This window comes from Pseudomonas sp. 3A(2025) (assembly GCF_054589175.1).
Map to the genome: position 1 here is coordinate 1 of NZ_BAAILM010000074.1, position 18044 is coordinate 18044.

Annotated in this window: 15 protein-coding genes; 7 read left to right on the plus strand and 8 right to left on the minus strand. The window is 64.1% G+C overall.

The genetic code is table 11. From position 1 onward, the window contains the following. The first annotated feature begins 3 nt into the window (after positions 1 to 3). On the plus strand, positions 4 to 96 hold the full coding sequence (locus ACYP2A_RS22255; RefSeq protein WP_459748205.1) for an IS3 family transposase: 93 nt from the start codon (positions 4 to 6) through the stop codon (positions 94 to 96). A 303-nt stretch (positions 97 to 399) separates the two neighbouring features. On the opposite strand, the gene ACYP2A_RS22260 is transcribed toward ACYP2A_RS22255, so the two are convergent. From ACYP2A_RS22260 to ACYP2A_RS22290, 7 genes are read right to left on the minus strand one after another with little or no spacing between them, the layout of a single operon-like run. Next, positions 400 to 2214, minus strand: coding sequence for a dipeptide ABC transporter ATP-binding protein (locus tag ACYP2A_RS22260; RefSeq protein WP_459748206.1), 1815 nt, complete (start codon positions 2212 to 2214; stop codon positions 400 to 402). Between the two features lie 14 nt (positions 2215 to 2228). Then, entirely contained in the window at positions 2229 to 3077 is an 849-nt protein-coding gene (locus ACYP2A_RS22265) for an ABC transporter permease (RefSeq protein ID WP_459748112.1), read from the minus strand. Positions 3078 to 3087: 10 nt separating this feature from the next. Then, positions 3088 to 4158, minus strand: a complete 1071-nt coding sequence (locus tag ACYP2A_RS22270; RefSeq protein ID WP_459748113.1) for an ABC transporter permease — start codon at positions 4156 to 4158, stop codon at positions 3088 to 3090. Beyond that, positions 4151 to 5740, minus strand: coding sequence for an ABC transporter substrate-binding protein (locus tag ACYP2A_RS22275; RefSeq protein ID WP_459748114.1), 1590 nt, complete (start codon positions 5738 to 5740; stop codon positions 4151 to 4153). The genes ACYP2A_RS22270 and ACYP2A_RS22275 overlap by 8 nt, the downstream gene beginning before the upstream one ends. A gap of 48 nt (positions 5741 to 5788) precedes the next feature. Next, positions 5789 to 6979, minus strand: a complete 1191-nt coding sequence (locus ACYP2A_RS22280; RefSeq protein WP_459748116.1) for an LLM class flavin-dependent oxidoreductase — start codon at positions 6977 to 6979, stop codon at positions 5789 to 5791. Between the two features lie 33 nt (positions 6980 to 7012). Further along, entirely contained in the window at positions 7013 to 7744 is a 732-nt protein-coding gene (locus ACYP2A_RS22285; protein WP_459748117.1) for a class II aldolase/adducin family protein, read from the minus strand. Positions 7745 to 7761: 17 nt separating this feature from the next. After that, entirely contained in the window at positions 7762 to 8823 is a 1062-nt protein-coding gene (locus ACYP2A_RS22290; protein WP_459748118.1) for an ABC transporter substrate-binding protein, read from the minus strand. 353 nt (positions 8824 to 9176) lie between these two features. Here ACYP2A_RS22290 and ACYP2A_RS22295 point away from each other — a divergent pair, with 353 nt between their 5' ends. Genes ACYP2A_RS22295 through ACYP2A_RS22320 form a run of 6 tightly spaced genes read left to right on the plus strand, consistent with a single transcriptional unit; the run spans position 9177 to position 17429 of the window. Then, positions 9177 to 10427 (plus strand): acyl-CoA dehydrogenase family protein, encoded by a 1251-nt coding sequence (locus ACYP2A_RS22295; RefSeq protein WP_459748120.1) that lies wholly within the window; start codon positions 9177 to 9179, stop codon positions 10425 to 10427. A 48-nt stretch (positions 10428 to 10475) separates the two neighbouring features. Further along, on the plus strand, positions 10476 to 12257 hold the full coding sequence (locus tag ACYP2A_RS22300) for an ABC transporter ATP-binding protein (RefSeq protein WP_459748122.1): 1782 nt from the start codon (positions 10476 to 10478) through the stop codon (positions 12255 to 12257). Further along, positions 12250 to 14136: an ABC transporter ATP-binding protein gene (locus ACYP2A_RS22305; RefSeq protein ID WP_459748124.1), complete on the plus strand. Its 1887-nt coding sequence runs from the start codon at positions 12250 to 12252 to the stop codon at positions 14134 to 14136. The genes ACYP2A_RS22300 and ACYP2A_RS22305 overlap by 8 nt, the downstream gene beginning before the upstream one ends. Beyond that, entirely contained in the window at positions 14133 to 15278 is a 1146-nt protein-coding gene (locus ACYP2A_RS22310; RefSeq protein ID WP_459748126.1) for an LLM class flavin-dependent oxidoreductase, read from the plus strand. The genes ACYP2A_RS22305 and ACYP2A_RS22310 overlap by 4 nt, the downstream gene beginning before the upstream one ends. After that, on the plus strand, positions 15275 to 16342 hold the full coding sequence (locus ACYP2A_RS22315; protein ID WP_459748128.1) for an ABC transporter substrate-binding protein: 1068 nt from the start codon (positions 15275 to 15277) through the stop codon (positions 16340 to 16342). Before ACYP2A_RS22310 ends, ACYP2A_RS22315 begins: the two co-directional genes overlap by 4 nt. A 28-nt stretch (positions 16343 to 16370) precedes the next feature. Then, positions 16371 to 17429: an ABC transporter substrate-binding protein gene (locus ACYP2A_RS22320; protein ID WP_459748130.1), complete on the plus strand. Its 1059-nt coding sequence runs from the start codon at positions 16371 to 16373 to the stop codon at positions 17427 to 17429. 9 nt (positions 17430 to 17438) lie between these two features. Here the strand turns inward: ACYP2A_RS22320 and ACYP2A_RS22325 are convergent, their stop codons facing one another. Beyond that, positions 17439 to 17918 carry an Lrp/AsnC family transcriptional regulator gene (locus ACYP2A_RS22325; protein ID WP_459748132.1) on the minus strand — a complete coding sequence of 160 codons (480 nt, stop codon included), beginning with the start codon at positions 17916 to 17918 and terminating at the stop codon, positions 17439 to 17441. Positions 17919 to 18044: the final 126 nt, after the last annotated feature.

Consider the following 18044-nt stretch of genomic DNA (forward strand, 5'->3'; position numbering starts at 1 on the left):
TACATCCGTTACTACAATCATGACCGGATAAAAGTGAAGCTTGGCGGATTGAGTCCTGTGGAGTTCAGGACTCGCTCGGTGGGCGTGTGGCAATAGACTGTCCAACTTTTTGGGGTCAGATCAACCTGTAGGAGGGGGCTCTGCCGGAATGCCGGACCACCGCGATCGGCTGCGCTAGCAGTCGTAAAATGTCAGCGTTTCAGAAATGTCTGTGAGCGCTTCGCGCTCAATCGCCAGCAGAGACGGATCGCCGCCCGGTAGCTCGCGAAAGGGCCCGTAAAACCGGCACATCTGCTGTGTTTGTACTGCAGCATTCGCGAGCTGAGGGGGGGCATCCGCCTCACTCCTACGAGGCCGTGTTTTGCCTTAACTAACCGGCATTAGGCACAGCGCCCGTCCTTACACCAGCGTCGGCGAGTTGCTCACCAATGTGCGGGTGTAGTCGTCCTGTGGCTGATCCAGCACTTGCTCCACCGTCCCTTGCTCCAGAATCCGTCCGGATTTGAGCACCACCACCCGATCGGCGATCGCTCGTACCACGCCCAGGTCGTGGGTGACGAACAGCAGCGTCAGACCGTCGCGTTGCAGGTCGCGCAGCAGCGCGAGGATCGAGGCTTGTACCGAGACGTCGAGTGCCGAGGTCACTTCGTCGCAGATCAGCAGTTCCGGTTCGCAGATCAAGGCGCGGGCAATCGCCACGCGCTGGCGTTCGCCGCCCGACAGGCTGTGCGGGTACGACTGCACAGTGGTGGTCGGCAGCGACACACGCTTGAGCACCGCTTCGACCCGCTCACGCGCCGCTGCGCCCTTGACGCCGAAGAAGTGCGCCAGCGGCGCGCTGAGGCATTCGCCCACGGTTTGCCTGGGGTTCAGGGCGCGGTACGGGTTCTGGAAGATGTACTGAATACGGTGGCGCAAATCCGGTGTGCGCTGGCGCGCTTCAAGGCTCAGCGGCTGGCCGGCATAGCGCAGTTCACCTTGAGCGTTTTCACCCAGGCCTGCCAGCGTGCGGGCCAGGCTGGTCTTGCCCGAGCCGGATTCGCCGACCAGCGCCAGGCATTCGCCGGCCTGGATATTCAGCGAGATGTCGAACAGCACTTGCCGGTCATAGGCGACGTCGAGGTTGGCCACTTCAAGCAACTGACGCTCATCGGCCTCCACACGCAGCGCGGCCAGCGGCGCCTGGGTAACCAGTGCCAGCGCTTCACGGTGCGGGTGCAGACAGGCCACGCGCTGTTGGTTATTCAGCTCATCGAGCACCGGCTCGCCCTGGCCGCAGGCGCTTGTGCTGCGCGGGCAGCGTGGGGCGAAGGCGCAGCCTGACGGGCGATGACCGGGCGCCGGGGCGTGGCCGGGAATCGCGTTGATTTCGCGGCGCTCGGCCACATCCGGGATCGCCGCCAGCAGGCCACGGGTATACGGGTGCGCGGGATGGCTGAACAGCGCTTCGCGGCTGGCGGTTTCGACCAGCCGGCCGGCGTACATGACCATCACCCGGTCGACCAGGTCCTTGATCACCGCCAGGTCATGAGAAACATACACCGCCGCCACGCCCTGGCTTTTGCACAGCCGGCGCAGGGTCGCAAGAATGTGCGCCTGGGTGGTCACGTCCAGCGCGGTGGTCGGCTCATCGAGCACGATCAGGCGCGGGCGCAATACAAACGCCAGCGCCAGCAGCACACGCTGTTGCTGGCCGCCCGACAGTTGGTGGGCGAAACGCTTGAGAAACAGCTCGTCATCCGGCAGGCCGACATCGCGCAGGGTGTCTTGCAGGCGCTGGCGTTGCTGGTCGCGGTTCAGGCTGGCGTCGTGGGCGGCCAGGGTTTCGCGCAGCAAGGTGCCGATGCGCAAGGCCGGGTTAAGCGCGGTGGCCGGGTCTTGCGGCACATAGCCGATCAGGCTGCCGCGCGCCTGGCGCAAGGCTTCGCCGTTCAGTTGCAGCAGCGACTGGCCGGCGATGTCGACGGTGCCTGCAGAAATCTTCGCACCGCGCCGGGCGTGGGCCAGCAGCGCGGTGGCCAGCGTGGTCTTGCCCGAACCGGACTCGCCGACCAGGCCGACGATTTCCCCGGCCTGCAGGCTGAACGAGACATTGGCCAGCACATCGACCTGCGCGCTCAGCTCGACGCGCAAGCCCTCGACACGCAATACCGGCGCTTCAAGCGTCTGCGGCGTGCGGCTTGCGGCAATCGCCGCACGTTGTTCAAGGCTCATTTCGGCGATCACACTCATGGTTGTTTGTCCCCGATCCGCGCCGTGCTGCGGCCGATGCCTTCAGCAAGGATGTTGGTGCCGTAGGCGAAGATGCCGATCATCAGCGCCGGCACCAGTACCGGCCACGGCTGGACCAGCAGGCCGGCCTGGTTTTCGTTGATCATCAGGCCCCAGTCGGCAGCCGGTGGCGCGACGCCGTAGCCGAGAAAGCTCAGGCCCGAGAGAATGCCCACGCCCCAGGTCAGCATGTTGCCGAAGTGCACCAGCAACGGCGTGAGGATGTTCGGCAGGATTTCCTTGAACAGGATGCGCCACGGCGAATAGCCCATCATCTGCGCGACCTCGACGAATTCCTGGCTGGCCACCGCCACGGTGCTGCCGCGTGCCAGGCGGATCACGCTGGGGATAAAGGCAATCGACACGGTGAGCACGATCAGCCACGGCTGGCGGCCGAGCATCGAAACGATCAGCAGCACCAGAATCAGATCAGGAAAGGCCAGCGACACATCGGCGCCCCACATGATCGCCTGGTCCAGCCGGCGCCGTGAAAAGCCCGCCGCCAGGCCCAGGCTGGTGCCGACCAGCAGCGCGATCAAGGCCGCCGCCATCGACATCCACAGCACCGACAGGCCGCCGGCCAGCAGCCGCGACAGCACGTCGTGGCCGAGAAAATCAAAGCCCAGCCAGGCATCCGCAGTCGGCGCGCCGTACACCGGGCCGACCATGTCGGTGGGCGCATGCGGCGCCAGCAACGGGCCGAACACCGCCACCACGACCACCAGCAGGGTAATGATCAGGCCACGTCGCACCTGGGGTTCGCGCCACAACAGGCGCCAGCGGGCAGTCGCAGAAAAAGCGCTCATGACAAAATCCTCATCCGGCCTGACGGGCCGGCGTGCGCCGCCACCACGGGCGGATACCCCGGCGGTTGCGGTTGATCATGCGCACCTTGCGGGCGGTGCGCAGTTTCGGGGTCAGCAAGACAGTCAGCAGGTCGGCCAGCAGGTTGACCAGCACCACGCCCAGCGTGGTGACCAGCACGGCAGCCTGAATCAGTGGCAGGTCGCGCATCTGGATCGCCGAGTTCAGCGTGGTGCCGATGCCGGGGTAACTGAAAATCACCTCGGCCAACAACGCGCCGCCGATCAGCGTGCGCATTGTCAGCGCCACGCCCTGAATCGCCGGAATCAGCGCGTTGGGCAGCGTGTGCAGCCAGACAATCCGCCGCTCGGGTACACCACGCAGGCGCGCGGCGATCACATAGTCCGACTCCAGCGCCTCGATCATCGAGGCGCGCACCATGCGCGTCAGGTACGGCAGTGCCGACAGCGACAGCGCCACGATCGGCAGCACCAGAAAGCGCAGTTGTTCGAGCAGGCCCTTGTCCGGGTCGAGAATCGACACCGCCGGCAGCCAGTCGATGTGCGGCATGGAAAACAGCAGCACCAGACCAATCGCCAACAAAAAGCTCGGCGTGGCCTTGAGAAAGATCAGCAGCGACAGCGCCCAGCGGTCAATCCGGCTATCACGGCGCAATGCCAGGGCCACGCCCAGCGCCAGGGCCAACGGCACGGCGGTGAGCAGCACGCCGAGGATCAGCGCCAGGGTGTTGCCGAAACGGCCGAACAGAATGCTGCTGACCGCCGCGTTCGAGTCCAGCGAGGTGCCGAGGTCGCCGCTCAAGGTCTTGAGCAGCCAGTGCCCGTATTGCAGCAGGATCGGCTGGTCCAGGCCCAGTTGCTGGCGCAGGGTCAGCACGCTTTCAAGCGGCGCGTCGGGGCCGAGAATCACCCGCGCCGGGTCCGAGGGCAGCGCCTGGGTGGCGATGAACACCACCAGGCTGATGACCCAGGCGGTCAGCAGGCCATAACCGAGCCGGCCGAAAAACCACGACAACCAGGCCGGTGCCTGAAAGCGCGAGTGACGGTGTGCATGTCTAGACATTGTTCAACCACAGGCTGTCGAAGCGCCACGAGGCGAAGGTGGTCTGTTCCGGGGTCAGGCCGCCGACCTTGGCCGAAGCCGCATCAAGCACATCGGCAAAGCCCCAGATCAGCAGCGAGCCGCGTTCGTGCTGGATGCGCTGGGCTTCGTGGACCAACACCTTGCGTTTTTCCAGGTCGGGCTGGGCCAGCGCTTCAAGAAACAGCTCATCGAAGCGCGGGTCGTGGAAATTGCTGCGGTTGTAGATCGCGGTCGGCGCCTCGTTGTGCAGCGCGGTGGCGAGAAAGCCACGCGCCGGCGTCGAGGCGGGCGACATCACCCAGTTGTCGCGTTGCGGGCCGTTGAACACCGAGTTGTCGACCTGGTTGACCTTGATCTCGACCCCGGCTTTCTTGGCCTGTTGCGCAAACACCAACGCTGCGTTGGCGGTGCCGCCCGGCGGTGTGGTGAATTCGACCTTGAGGTTCTCGTGGCCGGCTTCGCGCAGCAGGGTCTTGGCGCGTTCCAGGTCATGACCACGCTGGGCAATGGCGTGGTTGAAGGTCGGATCGTGCGGTGAATACAGGTCGTTACCGATGCGGCCGAAACCGTTGAGCGCACGCGCCACCAGTTCTTCGCGGTCGGCCAGCAGGCGGAAGGCTTCACGCACTTTCGGGTCGTCGAACGGCGCCTTGGCCACGTTGAGGTTGAAGCCGCTGAACGAGGTGGTCGGCGAGGCATACAGCTTCAGGCGCGAGTCGGCCTTGATGGTCGCGGTGTGCTCGGCGGTGACGCCGCTGGCGACGTCGATCTGCCCGGCGCGCAAAGCGGCCAGGCGCGAGACCTGATCCTTGAATTCGATGATTTCCAGCTCGTCGGCATACGGCTGGCCGGGTTTGTAGTAGTTCTCGAAACGGGTGTACAGCGAGCGCTGGCCGGGAATGAAGCTTTTCAGCTTGTAGGGGCCGGCGCCCACCACATTGCTGATCGGGTCGTAGTCGGTGGGCACGATGCCGCCAAAGCTGATCAGGGTTTCGTCCAGCGGGAAGAAACTCTGGCCTTGCTTGAAGCGGATCTCGATCGTGCGGTCGTCGAGCTTGCGCAGCGCCTGACGGTCGATGGCGCCGACCAGGCCGGCATACGGCGAGGCCAGTTTAGGGTCGGTGAGGCGCAGGATCGAGAACAGCATGTCCTCGGACGTAATGGTCTTGCCGTGGTGAAATTCCAGGCCCTGCTTGAGGCGAATGGTCCAGGCCGTGGCGTCGGCATTAGGTTCGGCGAACTCGGCCAGGGCCAGGCGCGTGCTGACGTCCGGGTTCCACTCCCAGAACTTGCTGTACAGCGCCCAGCCACGAATGATCCCGCCGCCCACCGGCTTGTGTGCATCGAGGTTGCCGGCCTGATCGCCATCGATGATGCCGACCCGCAGACGACCGCCACGCACCGGTGTCAGCAAGGCACCGGCGGCACCGGCACCGGCACCGGCTTGCGCAGTGGCTTTGGCAGTGTTGTCGCAACCGCCCAGCAGGCCGCCCAATAGCAGGCCGCCACCGACCGCCAGACTGTTGCCGAGAAAGGTACGACGGGGAAATTCGTGACTCATGCTGACTCCATCCACAAACGATCAAGCGTCAAAATTAAAAACCCGCCGTCAGGCCGGGACCGGAGCCTCGACGACACGCTTGGCAACGCCCAGCGACGGCACGTCAAAGCCGTGATCCAGGTCCAGCAATGGCAGCAGCAGGTCGGCGACGCGGTGGGCTTCGTCGATCAGCGGAAAGCCCGAGAGGATGAACGCCGAGGTGCCCTGGCTTTCGTATTCGCGAATCCGCTCGGCGACCTGTTCGGCGCTGCCGACCAGATAGGTGCCGGCCGCCGGACCCAGAATGTTGAAGCCGAACAGGCTCGGGCCGACCCAGACGTTGGGGTAGATCTCCAGATCGCGGGCCTTGGGCAGTTTGCCGCTGCGCAGGGTCTCGATATTGCGCTGGATCTGCGGGTCGTCACTGTGGAAAGTCTCCAGGGTTTCGCCCGGTGGCAACTGACGCTGCACGGCATTCAGTGCGGTTTGCAGCGAGGTGCGTTGCAGCAGTTTTTCGGCGTGCGCCCAGGCCTCTTCTTCGGTCTCGCGGACGATGATTTGCAGGCGCGTACCGAAGGTCAGCTCGCGGTCGATCTTCGCCGCTTCCGCCGCCACGCGACGGAACTTCTCGCCCAGTTTCGGCGGGGTGTTGGCAAAGCTCAGGTACACATCGAGCAACTGCACCGAATGCGCCACGCCAGGACCCGAGGTGCCGGCGCCCCACAGCGGGATGCCCGGCTTTTGCAGCGGCGCATGCCAGCCGCCCAATGGATGACCGGCAGCCGCGGCCGGGCGCGGCGCGAGCTTGACGTACTTGCCGTCGTAGCCCTGGGTTTCGCCGGCATAAATGCTCTTGAACGCACTCCAGTATTCGAGGCTGAAGTCATAGCGCTCATCGTGCGGGTAATGCACGCCCAGCGTTGCCAGGCCCGCGTCATTGCCGTTGACCACGTTGAACAGCAAGCGACCGTTGGAGAACTGATCGAAGGTCAGCGCCCACTTGGCCAACACCGCAGGCGACAGCTCGCCCGGATGCTGGGCCACCAGAAAGCGCAGGCGCTTGGTGGCGTCGATCAAGGCGGCGGCGACGGCCAGGCTTTCGTTGGGGCTCGAACCCAGCAACGAGCCGTAGTAACCCAAGCGGTCGCTGGCCACGGCCAGTTGCTTGAGGTGTTCGAAATCGGTGTGCCAGCGCCCTTCGGGCTCCCACGGATAAGGTCCGTCGGGGGTGGTGAGGTACCAGAGAATTTTCACGGCCATGCTTGTAATCCTTGTTTAGTACGCGCAGTGCGATCAGTCGCGGCGGTCGATGGCCGGTACCAGGTTCAGGGCCGTGGCTTGTTCGAACAGGCCGCTCATTTTCCATTGCTGGGTCAACACGCCAGGGCCAAAGGCACGCGAGCCGCCAATCGATTCGGCGAGCAACTGGATCTGCGCACCCTCTTCCAGCAGCACGATGAACTCGGCCAGATCACGCAGGCCTTTCTTGCCCCACACGGTGGCGCCGCCGTTGGCTTCGAGGATCGCCGGGGTGAAGGGGTTTTTCGCAATGCTGTCGAGGATGAAGTCGACTTCCTGCTGGCGACGGTCGACGTACACCGGCAGCTCGCGGGCCAGCTGGAAGCGCTGCACCGGCACGTAGTTGAACGGCAGGGTGCGCTGGGTTTGCGCCCAGGCGCCGAGGTATGGCGAGTGCACGTGAGAAATGGTGGTGACGTCGGCGTGTTGCTGGAACAACCTGGTGTAGCGCCCAGGACCGCCGCGGCCTTTGCCGTGGATCACGTTGCCGTCAAAGTCGGTGACCGTGGCGGTCAGCGGCTTGCGGTAGTTCCACGGGCCCGGATAGTTGACCGACACCAGCAGCTCGGTGCCCGGAATGCGCTCGATAAAGCCGACCGTGCCGTTGGCGGTGATGGTGTTGGTTTCGCGGAACACGGTGAACGCCTGCTCGGCTTCCAGGATCACGTTGTCGACGAAGGCGTGTTGTTCAGCGCTGAGGCTGCGTTCAGCGGTAGCAGTGGTCATGTGCAAGTTCTCCGGATTCAGGCGCGGCGCTTGGCCAACAGTTCATGGGCGGCTTTGAGGGGGGCGTGATCGACCCAGCCGGCAATGTCGAAGTCACGTTCGAGAAAGCCGTGCAGGTGCAGGAATTTTTTCTGGACGTCGAGAAATGCCAGGCGTTGGGCCGAGAGGTCCGGCGCCAGGGTGGTGTGGAAGTCGCCGCGATAGGCTTCGGCCACGCCGGCACTGCCGGCCTTGGTTTCTTCTTCGAGAATGCGGTTGAGCGCCTCGCGGTTGCCGGCGGCCCATTCAGCGGCACGCAGGGTTTGCGCCAGGAAGCGCACGACCACCTCGAAATGGTTGTCGAGCAGGCTCTGGTGCACAGTGATCGGCCGTGGCGTGCCGTTGTTGATGCGGTAGCGCGGATCAACGATCTGGTCCAGATCGATACCGACGACAAGGCCCAGACGCTGCGCGGCATCGGCGGCCGAGGCGCCTTTGACGTACACCGCATCGACTTCGCCGCGCACCAGATAATCCAGGCCCGACCACAGGCGTTGCAGGCCCAGTTGCGCGGTGGCGGCATCGCTTTGCGATTGCAGGGCGACTTCGACCAGTTCGACATCGTCGAAGCTCAAACCGGCCAGCGACAGCGCGCCCTTGTAGCCGTGCAGGCTCATGGCGCGGGCGATGCTGCCCGGACGGTTCTCGCCCCAGGCCGGCAGGGCCAGACGCTTGCCTTTAAGGTCTTGCGCGCTGCGGATGCCGGAGTCGGGACGGACCAGAATGGTCTGCCACTCTTCGATCCAGGTCAGGCCGATCAACCGGCTCGGCGCACCGGCGGCGCGGGCCGCGAGAGCCGGGACGTTACCGCCTTCGCGAAACAGGCCCGGCAGGTCGTGATCGTAATGATGACGACCCAGTTGCCGGGCTTCCTGCAGGGTCGACACCGGCAAGCCATCGGCGGCGAATTCTTCGCTCAGCCAGCCGAGTTTATAGGCCAGCCCCGAGGCGGTCGGCACCGGGCAGCGGGTGAACCAGATTTGCTCCAGCGCGTCGGCCTGGCCGGGCGCCGTGTTGGGCAGCGTTGCAGCGTGAGTCATGGAAAGCTCCAGGTGTTCGGTCGGGGCCAGGATGGCTGGCCAATGCCTGTGCTAACGCAACGCTCATGCCAAATATTTAACCTTTTGATTTATAAGAATAAAAATCAAATAACCACTCATGCAGCAGCCTGAATTGCTGATCTGCCAGCAACACTGCAGCGCGACTGCTGGCAGATCAGCAATCGCTTGCCGCGGGGTGCTGCTCCAGCAACACCCCCTTTGCAAAAAACCTCACCCCTGCCCTGAAAGCCGCGAAACAGAAGGCTCGACACGCCAAACGGAACACTGGCGCAGAACTTGCTCAACCCCTGCAAAGCCATTAGGCACATCAGAAATTGAGAACAGGTGAAGTCATGAGCACGGCCCATAACACTCCGGCAACCGAACAGCCGGCCCAGCGTCTGCACAGCGAAGCGCAGGCCATTGCCACCGCCAAAGAGGTTGCGGTGGAAATCGCCCGTCTGGCAGCGGACCCGGCCAATAACAACACCCTGCCGTGGCGTCAGGCCGAGCTGCTGTCGCAAAGCGGCCTGACCGCGATTGGCGTGCCGAAAGAGTTCGGCGGCCTGGGCGCGTCGGTGCAGACCATCGTCGAAACCGTGCGCCTGATTTCGGTGGCCGATGGCGGCGTGGGCCAGTTGCTGCAGATTCATAACGTGATGCTGCGCGGCATCTTCACCGGCTACACCGAGGCGGTGCGCGACCGTTTGATCAGCGACGTATTGGCCGGCAAACGCTTTGGCAATGCGCTGGCGGAAGTCGGCGGCAAGAATAAATTTGCCCTCAAGACCCGGGTCGAGCGTCGTGAAGACGGCAAGCTGGTGCTCAACGGCAGCAAGTTCTACTCCACCGGCTCCTATCTCGCCGAGTGGATCTCGCTGACCGCAGCCAGCGACACCGGTGGCGCCGGTGTGCTGCTCAACCGCAATACACCCGGCCTGACCCTGGTCGACGACTGGGAAGCGTTCGGCCAGAACAACTCGGTCAGCGGCACGGTGATCTTCGACAACATCGAGCTGGACGAAGATTACATTGCCCGCCGCGAAGGCCCGATGAAACGCACCGGCCTGACCTTCCCGCAGATTCTGCACGCGGCCATCGACACCGGGATTGCCTCCGGCGCCCTGAGTGCGGCCGTCGAGTACCTGCAACACAACGCCCGGCCGTGGGTAGAAAGCAACGTCGAGCGAGCCAATGAAGAGCCACACATCATCAAGCAGATCGGCGAATACGCCGTCGCCCTTCGCGCCGCCGAATCGTTGCTGCGCGAAGCCGCGCAGGTGTTCGACCGGCACAACCTCGACCCGGACAACAAGGAACTGCAGGACGAGCTGATTCTGTCGGTGGCCACGGCGCGTGCGCATTCGGACGGCGCGTCGCTGAAGATATCGAGCGATATTTTCTCGTTGCTGGGCGCCAGCTCGACCTTGAGCAAATGGAACCTGGACCGCTTCTGGCGCAACGCCCGGGTGCACACCACCCACGACCCGATCCGCTGGCGCTTGCACCATGTGGGCAACTACTACCTGAACGGCATCGACCCTGGCGAATACACCGCCATCCTCAACGCGAAACAGGCCGAAGGCGCCAGCCGCAAGGCGTAATAACCTCGCGCCTACGGATGATTTTTATCGCCCTCTCTTGAGTCATTCATGATCAACAAACACCCACTGCTGCGCAGCCTGGCCATCTACCGTGAAATGCCGTGGCGTTTCGGGCTGACCGCTGCGTTGTTCATTTGCGTCAACATAGGCCTGGTCTGGCAGCAATGGCTGGTCGGCCACGCCATCAACGATGTCAACGCCGGGCGCGCCGTGGTGCGCCTGGACGACGGCAGCTTCAACGACGCGCTGGCCTGGCACTGGCTGGGGCTGATCGTCGGTGTCGCGCTGGCGCGTGGTGTCGTGCAATACGCCGCCGGCGTACTGGCGCTGGTGCTCAGCCAGGAACTGCTGACACGCCTGCGCGAGCGCATTCTGGCGCAAGTGCAAAACCTGCACTTGGGCTATCACTGGCAGCACGGCATGGGCGAGATGATCACCCGTACCACCCGCGATGCCGACAAGGTCCGCGATGCGCTGATCAACTTCTGGCGGCAGGTGCTCGATACCCCGCTTGTGGTGCTCGCAGCGGTAGGCCTGTTGAGCTGGTACGACCCGCTGCTGGGGCTGGTGCCGTTGTTGCTGACCCTGACAGGCCTGGCGATTTTCGTCTTGCAGACCGAACATTTGGTCAGCCTCGACCGCGCCGTCGGCGCCGCGTACGACCGGGTCAATCAGGACCTGAGCGAGGGCATCAGCGGCGTGCGGGTGATCAAGTCGTTTGCGCTGGAGCAACGGCGCATCGACAGCTTCGCCAGCCAGGTCACTGCGTTTACCGTGCACGCGCGTCAGGCGCTGGCTTATGCCAGTTCGCGCATTCCATTGCCGCAGGCAGTGGTTGCCCTCAGTCATGTGTGGATTCTGGTCTACGGCGCGCACCTGGTCAGCACCGGTCAGGTGAATGTCGGTGAACTGGTCGCAGCCTTGTTGATCGTCACCACGCTGGTGTTTCGTATCGAAGGCATCGGCCGGGTGATGCAGACCTTCGCCGATGCTCGCTCTTCGGCCGAGCGCATCTGGCAACTGCTCGATGAACAACCGGCGATCACCGGCGCCACCGGCAGCCTGCCCGACAGCCCGCTGGGGCTGAAGCTGGAGCATGTAGTGATCAAAGCGCCCGGCGGCGGGCGTTCAATTCTGCACGACTGTTCACTGACCTTGCGCCCCGGTGAAATCGTCGCGCTGGTCGGCGCCACCGGCACCGGCAAGAGTCTGCTGGCCAGCCTGTTGCCGCGCCTGGTCGACGTTAACGAAGGTCGCGTGCTGGTCGGTTCCAATGAGGCTGGCTGGCAGGATGTGCGCGACCTGCAACTCGACCCGCTGCGCCAGCGCGTGCATGTGGTGCCGCAAGAGAGCTTTCTGTTTTCCGACACCCTGGCTGCCAACCTGCGTCTCGGCGCGCCGACGGCCCGCGACGATGAACTGCTGGAAGCACTGCGCATGGCCTCGGCCGAGGATGTGCTGGAGCGCTTGCCGCAAGGCCTGCAAACCCCGCTGGGCGACAAGGGTGTGACGTTATCGGGCGGCCAGCGCCAGCGTCTGAACCTGGCCCGCGCCCTGCTCGCGCGCCCGGACATTCTGTGCCTGGACGACGCCACCAGCGCGCTGGACGCCATCAGCGAACGCCGGGTGCTGGACAACATCCGCCAGCTGCCGCACAGCCACGGCCGGGTCACGACGCTGCTGGTCATCTCCAGCAAGCTGTCGACCATTCTGCTCGCCGACCGGGTGTTGATGCTCGAAGGCGGACGCATTGCCGACAGCGGTCGTCATGACGAGCTGCTGCAACGCAACCCGCACTACCGCGACCTGCTGGGGATCGAACATGGCTAAGCCATTGCGGGGCCAACAAGCCCTGAGCGACATCGAAATCGAAGAGTTGCTGGCCAAAAAAGCCCTGGATCGCAGCATGTTCAGCCGCCTGCTGCCGTTGCTGCGGCCGATCCGCACCTCGATTGCGCTGGTCATCGGCCTGGAGCTGGCGCTGGTGTTCACCGTGTTCCTGCGCCCGTGGTTCGTGCGTGAGCTGCTCGATCGCGGACTGATTCAGCAAGACGGCCAGTGGATCGCCGACATGATCCTGATCGGCTGGCTGGGCGCCGGCCTGGCGCTCAGTTGGGTGGCGCGCTTTGCCCTGGCCGGGGTTTCGCAATACATCGCAGGCCACGCGGCCATCCGGGTGCTCAACGATTTGCGCGTGCGGGTGTTTGCCCATGTGCAGGCGCTGAGCGTGGGCTATTTCGACCGGACCAAGGCCGGGCGGATCATTTCCCGGGTCGACCGCGATGTCGACAGTCTGGAGCCGTTGGTGATTCAGGGCCCGCCGGAACTGCTCGGCGCGTTGCTGCGCTGCAGCGTGGCGGCGGTGATGCTGTGGCTGATTTCGCCGCTGTTTCTGCTCAGCCTGGCCGGTGCAGTGCCGTTGCTGTTTATCGCCACCTGGGCGTTCAAGCGTATCTCGCAGCGCAACTGGGCCACGGTGGCCGAGAACCGCAGCCGCTTTACCGCGCACCTGGTCGAAAGCGTCGGCGGCGCGCGTATGCTGCAACAGTGCGTGCGTCAGCAGCCCAACCTGCGCCGCTACCGGCAACTGCTCGACGACTTCAACGGGTCGCTGATTCGCGGCAGCCTGCGCTCGGGCTGGTTCGCGCCGTTTACCGCGCTGCTCGCCGCCGCGGCCATGGCGGTGTTGTTGCTGGTCGGCGCGCATGGCCTGGCGCAGGGCAGCGTGACCGTTGGCCAGGTCGCCGAAAGCCTGTTTTACGTGATGCTGTTTCTCGGCCCGCTGCAAGAGCTGTCGGACCTGTTCGAGCGCTATGCCACCGGCTCCGCTTCGGCGCAGCGCATCTTCCTGCTGCTCGACACCGCGCCGCAGGTCAACGACCCGCAGCAGCCGCGCGCACTGGGCAAAGCGCGTGGTCAGGTGACCTTTGAAGACGTGCGCTTTGCCTACAACCCCACTACCGCACGCCCGGTGATCAACCAGTTGAACCTGGTGATCGAGGCCGGCGAAGTGCTGGCGATTGTCGGCCCGTCCGGGCACGGCAAAAGCACGCTGGTGCAACTGCTGACACGCTTCTACGACGTGCAGGGCGGCGCGGTGCGCCTCGACGGCCTGGATGTGCGCGAGGTGGCCCAGCATGACCTGCGGCGTAATGTGGCGGTGGTGCTGCAAGACAACGTGCTGTTCAGCGGCAGCATCCTCGACAACCTGCGCATGGCCGCGCCGCATGCCGACGACGACACGTTGATCGCCGCTGCGCGTGAGCTGGGCGCCGACGAGGTGCTGGAGCGCCTGCCGCATCAGTACCAGACCGAAGTCGGTCCGCTGGGTTCGTACCTCAGTCATGGCCAGCGGCAACTGGTGTGCCTGGTGCGTGCCTATCTGGCGGACCCGGTGGTGCTGGTGCTCGACGAAGCCACCTCGGCGGTGGATGTGCACACCGAGCGGCGCATCCAGAAAGCGCTGCGCCGGCTGTGCCTGGGGCGTACGGCAATCATCATCGCCCACCGCCTGGCGACCATTCGCGATGCCGATCGCATCGCGGTGATTCGCGAGGGACAACTGGTCGAACTCGGTCCGCACCGACAACTGATCGAACAGGACGGCCCGTACGCCATGCTTTACCGCACCTGGCAACGCAGTTCGGCCGGCTCGATCGATGAAATCGTCGCCACGCACCGAACACCGCAACTGGAGAGTCCCCTGTGAGCACTGAATTTTTCTGGCGTCTGCCATTGGGTACCGACGGCCCGCAACTGAGTACCGACAATCATAACCGCGGTAACCCGCGCCATCGTCCCGGCAATATCGCCCCTGGCCGGCTGGCCGATGGCTCGCCCGACGGTTTTGGCTATATCGACTACATCGCCCAGGTGGCCAAGGCCGCAGAATTGGTGGGGTTTGAAGGCGCGCTGTTGCCCACCGGGCCCGAGCCATGGATCGTCGCGGCGGCGCTGGCCCGTGAGACCCGGCGTATTCGCTTTCTGGTCGCCTTCCAGGCCACCTGGACCCTGCCCGCCTACGCAGCCCAACAGGCTGCAATTTTGCAGAACCTGAGCAACGGGCGTCTGGACTGGAACATCATCACTGGCGGCAGCCCGGCCGGCCAACGCGCCCAGGGCGACTTTCTCGAACACGACCTGCGCTACAAGCGCACCGGCGAATTTCTCGATGTGATCGATGGCCTGTGGCACAACGAGCGCTTCTCGTATGAAGGCGAGATCTATCGCCTGGAGAACGGCGGCCTGCCTCAGGGGCTGCAACACGAGCGCAAGCCCGGTGTGTATTTCTCCGGGTTCTCGGATGCCGCCCTGGACGTCGCGGCGCGCCACGCCGATGTCTACCTGAACTGGGCGGAGCCGGTGGACAAACTGGCGCCGCACATCGAGCGGGTGCGCGAGCTGGCCGACCGTCAAGGGCGCAGCGTGCGCTTCGGCCTGCGTGTCGACCTGTTCGCGCGGGAAACCGAGGCGCTGGCCTGGTCGGATTTGCGCCGCCAGTTCGAGCGCTTTCATACGCCCGGTGCAAAACCTGCGGCAGGACGCGGCTCGGACTCGGTCGGTGGCGCACGGCAGACGGCCTATCACCAGAACATTGATCGCTTCGAAGACCTGATCATCGGCCCGAACCTGTGGGCCGGTTTCGCCAAGGCCAAGCCTGGCCCGACGGTGGGTCTGGTCGGCAGCCACGAACAGATCGCCGAGCGCCTGAGCGAATACCGCGACGCCGGCTTTTCGACCTTTATTCTGGCCGGCAACCCACACCTTGAAGAAGCCTTGCGCATCGGTCAGGAAGTCCTGCCGCTGGTGCAACAACACAGCCTCACGCATGCAAAAGGAGCCACCGTATGAGCCTGCTCCAGAATACACAGCCACTGGATACACTCTGGTACACCCGCTGCCCGGTGCCCACCGGGCTTGGCCTGGCGGTGCAGAAAGGCTGGCTGAAAGAGGCGCTGGAGCCGCTGGGCACCGCGTTGCAGTCGATCCGCGAGTCGAGCGAGCAACGCGTGCGCGAGTCGCACTTCGATCACACCCTGCGCAACTCGGTGCGCCACGGCGGCAACATTCCGGCCATCTGGGCCCGCGCCCAAGGCCGCGAAACCCGGGTGATCGGCCTGTCGTGGGTCGATGAGGTGCAGCTGATCCTGACCCTTCCCGGTAGCGGCATCACCACGGTCAAAGACCTCAAGGGCCGGCGCTTCGGCCTGCCGCACTGGCGCAACGCGCAGATCGACTTTACCCGCGCCCAGGCCCTGCGCGGCCTGGAAAACGCGCTCAAGCTTGAAGGTCTGGAAGTCCGTGATGTCGAGCTGGTCGACTATGTCCACGGCGGCACCTTCAGCGACACTCAAGCCCAGGCGGTAGACGGCACGCTGGTCACCACACACCGCGCCGAAACCCGCAACGCCGAACTGGTCGGCCTGCTGCGCGGCGAAGTGGACGCCATCTTTCTCAAGGGCGCGCATGGCGTGCAACTGGCGCATGATTTTTCGCTGGTCACGGTGATCGACACCGGTTCGCACCCCGAGCCGCTGATCCGCAGCAACAACGCCACACCGCGCACCCTGACCGTGGACCAGCACCTGCTGGACAACCATTTCGAGGTGGCCACCGGCATTCTCGATTCGGTGCTGCGCGCCGAACACTGGGCCCGGCAGCACCCGCAGGACACGCGACGTTTTCTCTCGTGGGAGGTCAACAGCAGCGAGTACTGGGTCACGGCCGCCTATGGCGAGGACGCGCACCAGCGCCTGAACACTGAATTCAGCGAGCAGGCGATCGATGGCCTGCAAGACTTCACCAATTTTCTTCAGCGCTGGCAGTTCATCGAACAACGCTTCGATGTCCGCGACTGGATCGACACCTGCCCTCTGGAGACGCTGAGCCTTGCCTCTGGCAAGTTGACCGGCTGATCCTTTTAACGAACACGATCGGACTTTTATGAGCCAAGCACTCGAAACCCTCTGGTACACCCACAGCCCGGTGCCCACCGGGCTCGGCATCGCCGTACAGTCCGGCCGTCTGGCCGAGGCTTTTGCGCCTTACGGCACCAACATTCAGTCGCTGCGTGAATCCAGCGAGCGCGAGGTGCGCGAAGCCCACTACGACCATCACTTGCCCAACTCGGTCCGCCACGGCGGCAACATTCCGGCGATCTGGGCCTATTCCAGCGGCGTGCCGACGCACTTGCTGGGCCTGTCGTGGAGCGACGAGGTGCAGTTGATCCTGACCACCGTCGACAGCGGCGTGAAGACCATTCGCGACCTCAAGAACCGCCGCTTCGGCCTGCCCAAATGGGCCAACGTGCAGATCGACTTCACCCGCGCCCAGGCCCTGCGCGGCCTGGAAAACGCCCTGTTGCTCGAAGGCCTGAGCGTCACCGATGTCGAGCTGGTCGACTACCCGTATGGCGGCACGTACAGCGACGAGCGCAAGCACCATGTGTATGGCTCGGAGGTCAGCCTCGATGTCGGCGTGATCCGCAAGCGCAACAACGAGTTGATCGGCCTGCTGCGCGGCGACATCGACGCGATCTTTCTCAAGGGCGCCCACGCCGCCCACCTGGCCAACGAATTTGGCCTGCAAGTGGTGGTCGACACCGGCTCGCATCCCGACCCGCTGATTCGCTGCAACAACGGCACGCCACGGGCGCTGACCGTGGACTCGCACCTGTTCGACAATCACTTCGATGCCTGCACACGCATCGTCGATGTGGTACTGCGCACCGAGCAATGGGCCTGGGCCAACCCTGAAGAAACCCGCCGTTATCTGGCGCGTGAATTGAACACCAGTGAGTACTGGGTGGCGGCGGCATATGGCGAAGATGCACATCGCCGTTTGCGCACGACCCTGGACCGCCGCTCGATCGATGCGCTGCAGGATTTCACGGACTTTCTGTACCGCTGGAACTTCATCCCGCGCCATTTCAATGTCAATGACTGGGTGGATTTCAGCGTGCTGGAAAAGGTGATCGGCGCCACGTCGCGGCTGGCGGTGTAACCGGCTCTGTCAGCCCGGCTCCAGACCGTTGAGTGGCAGTTCGAAAGACTTCTTTACCGTGCGGATGACCAGGGTCGAGGAGTAGGTCCGAATCGAGATATCCCGGTAAGTCTCCAGAAAGTTGTAAATGTAATCGGTGTACTCGTTGGCATCGCGCAACTTGGCCACCATGACGAAGTCGAACTCCCCGGTGACCAGGTAGCATTCCTGGATCTCCGGGCGGGTGGCGAGAATCTGCTGCATGCGTCGATCAACGTCGGCAGTGTCCTTATCGAGCTTGATCATGAACATCGCGGTGACCTGGATGCCCAGTTTCTTTTCGTCCAGCACCGCGACCCTGGCGCGAATCAGGCCGCTGTCTTCCATGCGCTTGATGCGCCGGTAACAACTGGTCGGCGACAGCCCGACGTTATCGCTCAGCAGCTCCAGGCCCTGGGTGCAGTCCTTCTGTAAACGGCTCAGAATCCTCAGATCTATCGCGTCTGTCATGTTTGCAGCGTCCTCCCTGAAAAATTGCAAAGATCCTGCACTTGAGCGATGCACTTTGCAGAAAATCTTCGTAACGGCAAATTAACATCATTCCCCGCACCACTGGCAGCCCGCAATCGACACGGG